1 protein-coding gene (cut by a window edge) is annotated in these 6,627 nt (G+C 72.4%); it reads right to left on the bottom strand.

Annotated features, from left to right (window positions below):
- On the bottom strand, window positions 1-6,627 hold part of the coding region annotated (locus tag K8612_RS37790; protein ID WP_223765787.1) for a non-ribosomal peptide synthase/polyketide synthase (this coding region is incomplete at both ends). 25,286 nt of the annotated region lie to the left of the window's left edge; 6,627 of 31,913 annotated nt are visible.

Raw genomic sequence — 6,627 nt, forward strand, 5'->3', positions numbered from 1 at the left:
GAACGTGGCCGCGTCGAACGACGGCGTGGAGACCTGGGCGACGCGGTCCTCCGGCGTCAGGTGCACGTAGTTCGTGTCACGCACCCGGTGGACGATGGAGCGGTGCTCCACGCCCGCGCCCTTCGGCGTCCCCGTGGATCCCGACGTGTAGAGCACGTAGGCCAGTTGCTCCGGCCACCCGGAGGCGGGCGCGGCCGTGTCCTGGCGTGAGAGCGCCTCCGCGTCCGTGTCCAGGCAGACGGTGGGCCACGACGGCTCCGGCAGGTTCGTCAGCAGCGGCCGGACCGTCACCATCGCGGACAGGCCCGCGTCCTGGCACATGAACGTCAGGCGCCGCGCCGGATAGGCCGGATCCAGGGGCACGTAGCAGCCGCCGGCCTTGAGGATGCCGAGCATGCCCACCACGAGCTCCAACCCCCGCTCCAGGCACAGGCCCACGCGGCCCTCCGGCCGCAAGCCCAGGGACAGCAGGTGCCGCGCGAGCTGGTTCGCCCGCGCCTCCAGCTCTCCGTAGGTGAGCGTCCGCCCCTCGTGCTCCGCGGCCACGGCCTCCGGCGCGCGCCGGGCCTGGGCTTCGAAGAGGCGGGGAACGGTGTCCTCCGCGAAGGGCAGGGCGCTGGTGGCGCTCCAGTCCTCCAGCACGCGAGCACGTTCGGCCGCGTCCATCAGCGGCAGCCGGTGGACGGACACCGTCGCGTCGAGCGCCACGGCCTCCAGCAGCACTCGGAAGTGCTCCGCGAACCGTGCGGCGGTGGCGGGCGTGAAGAGGTCCCGGCTGTACTCCAACGTCCCGTCCAGCCCGCCGTCACGCGCCAGCAGCGACAGGCTCAGGTCGAAGCGCGACGTGGACACCTCGGTGGGCAACAGCTCCACCTGGAGCTCGCGCAGCGCGGAGGGCGGAACGGGCGCGTTGTGCAGCGCGAACATCACCTGGAACAGCGACGCGCGATCCGCGCCGCGCTCCGGGGACAGGGACTCCACCAGCCGTTCGAACGGGACGTCCTGCCACGCATACGCGGACAGCGCGGACTCGCGGACGCGGCCCAGCAGGTCCGTGAAGCGGGGTGCTCCCTCCAGGTTGGCGCGCAGCACCAGGGTGTTGAGGAACACGCCGATGAGCGGCTCCAGCTCCGGCCGCGTGCGGTGGGCCACGGGGCTGCCCACGGCGAAGTCGTCCTGCCCGGAGTAGCGCGCCAGCAGCGCTTCGTAGCCGGCCAGCAGGACCATGAAGAGCGTCGCGTCCCGGCCGCGCCCCACCTGTTCCAGGGCACGCACCAGCGTGGCCGGCAGGGTGAAGGCATGGCTTCCACCGCGAGCGGTCCTCGTCGCGGGGAGGCCGTGCTCGGCGGGCAGTGACAGCGGCGGCAGGTCCTGGAGTGATGCGCGCAGCGCGTCCAGGTGGGCCCTCGCGTCCGGGGACTCGCCGTGCTGGCGCTGCCACACGGCGAAGTCAGCGGCCTGCACCTCCAGCGGAGGAAGTGGCGAGGGACGGCCTTCGCTGAACGCCGTGTAGAGGGTGGCCACCTCGTGGAGGAGCACGCCCATGGACCAACCGTCGGAGACGATGTGGTGCATGCACAGGAGCAGCACGTGCTCCAGGCCGGACCGTTGGAACAGCCGGGTGCGCAGCAGCGGGCCGGTGCCAAGGTTGAAGGGCCGTGCCACCTCCTCACGCAGGCGCTGTCCCAGGGCGCCGCCTTCCGGGAGGGACTCCACTGGAAGCGGCCATTGCGCGGGCGCGGCGTGGATTCGCTGAAGCGGCTGTCCGTCGTGCTCCTCGAACGTGGTGCGCAGCGGTTCGTGCCGGCGGACGATCTCCTCGAACACGCGGCGCAGCACCTCCACGTCCAGGGGGCCGGTGAGCCGCAGGGCCAGCGGGATGTTGTAGAGCGCCAGCCCCGGCTCCATCCGATCCAGGAACCACATGCGCTGCTGCGCGAACGACAGCGGCAGCGCGCCGTCCCGGGGCGCGGTGGGAATGGGGGCGGCGGGGTAGCGGGACGGAAGTGCTTCGATGCGCTCCGCGAGCCGCGCCACGGTGGGCGCGTCGAACAATGCGCGCACGGACAGGTCCACCCCGAACCGGGCGCTCACGCGGGTGACGAGCTGGGTGGCCAGCAGCGAATGCCCCCCGAGCGCGAAGAAGTCATCGTGTGCGCCCACGCGCTCCACGTGCAGCACGTCCTGGAACAGCGCGGCCAGCTTCTCCTGGACCGGCGTCAGCGGGCCCGTGTCCTCCTCGGCGGCGGCAGGCGTCGTGGGGGCGGGCAGGGCGTGCCGGTCCGCCTTGCCATTGGGCGTGAGGGGCAGGGCGTCCAGGCCGACGAAGGCCGCGGGCACCATGTACTCCGGGTGGCGGGAGCGCAGGTGCTCACGCAGGGCACCGGCATCCACGGCGGCCGGGACGACATAGGCCACGAGGCGCTGTTCGCGCACGTCGACCACGGCCTCGCGGACCTCGGGGTGCGTGCGGAGCGCGGCTTCGATTTCGCCCGGCTCGATGCGGAAGCCGCGCAGCTTCACCTGGTGGTCGATGCGGCCCAGGAACTCCAACGTCCCGTCCGCGAGCCAGCGCACCCGGTCGCCCGTGCGGTACATCCGCGTCCCCGGCGCGTCGCGGAACGCGTCCGGCAGGAAGCGCTCGGCGGTCAGGTCCGGCCGGCCCAGGTAGCCGCGCACCACGCCTTCACCGCCGATGAACAGCTCACCGGGGACACCGACCGGCACGGGCCTCAGCCCGGCATCCAGGACGTGCAGCCCGGTGTTCGCCAGCGGCCGCCCCAGCGGCACCGTGCCGGCCGTGTCCGTCTCCACGCGGTGGAGGGACGACCACACCGTCGTCTCCGTGGGACCGTACATGTTGAGCAGGGCCGGGACGTGCGCCCGCAGCTTCGAGGCAAGGCTCCCCGGCAGCGCTTCGCCGCCCACGAGCATCTGGCGCAGCGCGCCCAGCGCATGCAGCGCCCGGGGTTCCTCCACGAGGGCGCTCGCGTATGACGGCGTGCACTGGAAGTGGGTGACGGCGTGGCGCGCCAGCACCTCCGCGAACGCGGCGGGCTCCAGGCCCGTGGGCGCGAGCACCACCTGGAAGCCTCGCGTCCAGGCCCAGAGCAGCTCCAGGACGGAGATGTCGAAGGAGATGCTCGTCATCGCCAGCCACGTGCCCGGGCACGGCGAGACGTGCGCATCCATCGCGCGGAAGAAGTTCATCACCGTCCGGTGCGGCACGCCCACGCCCTTGGGCCGCCCCGTCGAACCCGACGTGTAGAGCACGTACGCGAGCGTCCGCGCGTCGCTCGCGGACCGCACGAAGTCGGCGCCCACCGAAGGGTCCACGTCGTCCAGGAAGAGCCGGCGCTCGGGCGGCACCGTGAGCACGTCCTCCAGGCGACGCGGACCCACGAGGAGCTTCGCCCCCGAGTCCTCCCACATCGCGGCAAGCCGCTGCGCCGGGTACGCCGGATCCAACGGCAGGTAGGCCGCCCCCACCTCCAGGATGCCGAGCATCCCCACCGCCAGCTCCACCGATCGGTCCACGCACAGCCCCACCACCGACTCCGGCCCCACGCCACGCTGCCGCAGCGTGTGCGCCACGGACCGGACCCGGGCGCGGAGCTCCCGGTACGTCAGGCGGTGTTCGCCCGCGATGATCGCCACGGCATCCGGCGTGCGGGCCACCTGCGCCGCGAAGCGCGAGGAGACGGTGGCGTCCGACGGGAACTCGATGCCGGGTCCCCGCGACAGCGCGAGCAGGTGCTCCGACTCCTCCGCGCTGAGCCACGGCAGCGCATCCACGTGGCGCGAAGGGTCTCCGACGGCGGCCTCCAGCAGCACGCGAAGGTGGTCCGCGATGCGGGCGACGGTGTCCGCGTCGAAGAGGCCGGTGGCGTACTCCAGCCAGCCCTCGAAGCCGCGCGCGGATTCGGAGAGAGAGAGCGTCAGGTCGAACATCGCCGTGCCCGGATGCACGTCCAGCAAACGCGACTGGAGGCCCGGCAGCACGGGGGCGCCCACCTGCGCGCCCTGGAGGATGAACATCACCTGGAAGAGGGGCGTGTGCCCGCGCTCGCGCGTGGGCTGGAGCGCTTCCACCAGCTTCTCGAAGGGCACGTCCTGGTGCGCATAGGCGCCCATCGCCGTCGCGCGCACCCGGGCCAGCAGCTCACGGAAGGTGGGCGCGCCGGACAGCCGCGTGCGCATCACCAGCGTGTTGACGAAGAAGCCCACCAGGCCCTGCAACCCCGCGCGCTCCCGGCCCGCGATGGCCGTGCCCACGCTGACGTCGTCCTGGCCCGAGCGGCGCGCGAGCACCGCCTGGAAGGCCGCGAGCAGGACCATGAACGGGGTGACGCCCTCGCTGATGGCCAGGTTGCGCACCGCATCGGCGAGCCGTGGGTCCAGCACCACCGGCACCCGGGCGCCCTGCGTCCCACGCTCGGCGGGCCGCGGCCGGTCTGTCGCCAGTTCAAGCAGGCGGGGCGCGCCTGAGAGCTGCTGACGCCAGTAGTCCAGGTGCGAAGCCAGCGCGGCGCCGTCCAGCAAGTCGCGCTGCCACTCCGCGTAGTCGGCGTAGGTCAGCGGCAGGACGGGCAGCGGTGAGGGGGCGCCTTCGCGCAGCGCCGCGTAGAGGGCGGACAGCTCACGCACCAGCACGGCCATGGACGTGCCGTCCGATACGGCGTGGTGCATGACGAGCACCAGCACGTGCGTGCGTTCGTCCAGCGTCAGCAGCGTGGCGCGCACGAGCGGCCCTTGCGTCAGGACGAACGGGCGGCGGGCCTCCTCATGGGCCAGACGGGAGGCCTCGGCCTCGCGGGTGCTGGCGGGCAGGGACTCCAGTGACACGCGCGCCAGTGGCAGGGATGCATCCTTCGAGATGACCTGCAGCGGCCTTCCGTCCTGTTCCCGGAAGGAGGTCCTCAGCGCGTCATGGCGAGCGGCGAGCATCTGGAGGCTGTCCTCCAGTGCGGTCACATTCAGATCGCCTTCCAACCGCACGGCGGCGGGCAGGTTGTAGGTCACGTCGCCCGGGGCGTACCGGTCCAGGAACCACAGCCGCGCCTGTGCGAACGACGCCGCCCGATCGCCAGTCACTTCACGGCGGCGCAGGGTGTTCGGAGGTGGCGCGGATGCCGCGTCACGGAGGGAGCTCAGCCGGTGCGCCAGGGACGTGATGCTCGGTCCCTGGAGGAGCCATTCCATGGGCACCGTCAGCCCGGTGCCAGCGCCCACTTCGTGCGCCAGCTCCACGGCGCCCAACGAGTCCAGCCCGTAGCGAGTCACCGGGGCGTCGACGTCGATGTCCTCACGCAGCATGCGTACGTGCCGGGCCACGACGTCACGCAGCCACGCGACCAGAGCCTCCGCATCCGGCTTCGCCGGGAGGGCCACCTCCGCCATGGGCCCAGCCTCAACCGTGGCAATCTCGGAAACAGGGGGCAGGGGAGCCTCGGCAGGTGATGGACGTCCATTGGCGGAGCTGGAGCCCTCCGCCCGCCACGCCGTCACCTCCTGCAACGTCCCCGCGAGGAAGGCCGCGCGGCACGCGTGCCGCTGCACCTTGCCGCTGGACGTCTTGGGCAGGCTGCCCGGCTCGATGAGCACCACCGCCTGCGCCTGCACCTCGTGCGACTCCGCCAGCCGCTGGCGGATGACTCCCACCGCCGCGTCCGCCGCCGCCAACTGCTCTCTCAGCCCGCCCAGCCGCCGTACGTCCACTTCCTGCACCACCACCGCGCGCTCCTCGCCCGCCACCTCCACCGAGAACACCGCGCCGCCCCCGGGCCTCAGCGCCGGGTGCGCCCCCTCCACCGTCGCCTCCAGGTCCTGCGGGTAGTGGTTTCTCCCTCTCAGGATGAGCAGGTCCTTGCGCCGCCCCGTGACGTACAGCTCGCCCTCGGGCCTCAGAAAGCCCAGGTCCCCCGTGCGCAGGTACGGCCCGCCGTCCTCTCCGGCGATGCGCGCATGGAACGTCTCACGCGTCGCTTCCTCCCGGCCCCAATACCCCTGGGCCACGCTCGGCCCCGATACCCAGATTTCGCCCACCTCCCCAGCCGCACGCCGCCGCAGCGTCTCCGGGTCCACGATGGCGATTCGCTGCTCCCCCAGCGTCTGGCCGCACCCCACCAGCGTCCGCGCCCCAGGCTGCTCCGCGCCCACTTCCTCCGCGCGGTGCCGCTCCAGCGCCTCTCCCGACAGCGTCACCGACACCGGCGGCGCCGACTTCTCGCCTCCGGAGACGATGAGCGTCCCTTCCGCCAGCCCGTAGCACGGGTAGAAGGCCTCTCGCCGGAAGCCACTCGGGCCGAACGCCTCCACGAAGCGCTCCAGCGTCTCCGGGCGAATCGGCTCCGCGCCGCAGAAGGCCACCTCCCACCGGCTCAAGTCCAACGCCCGGCGCTGCTCCGGCGTGCTCTTGCGCACGCACAAGTCGAACGCGAAGTTCGGCCCGCCGCTGATGGTGCCCCCGAAGCGCGACACCGCCTCCAGCCATGCCATGGGCCTCTTGAGGAAGCCCATCGGCGACATCAACGCCACCGGGAAGCCACCGTACAGCGGCTCCAGGATGCCGCCGATGAGTCCCATGTCGTGGTACGGCGGCAGCCAGATGACGCCCACGCTGTCCGC

It is taken from the genome of Corallococcus sp. AS-1-6 (genome assembly GCF_020037015.1).
In the GTDB taxonomy this organism is placed as follows: Bacteria; Myxococcota; Myxococcia; order Myxococcales; family Myxococcaceae; genus Corallococcus.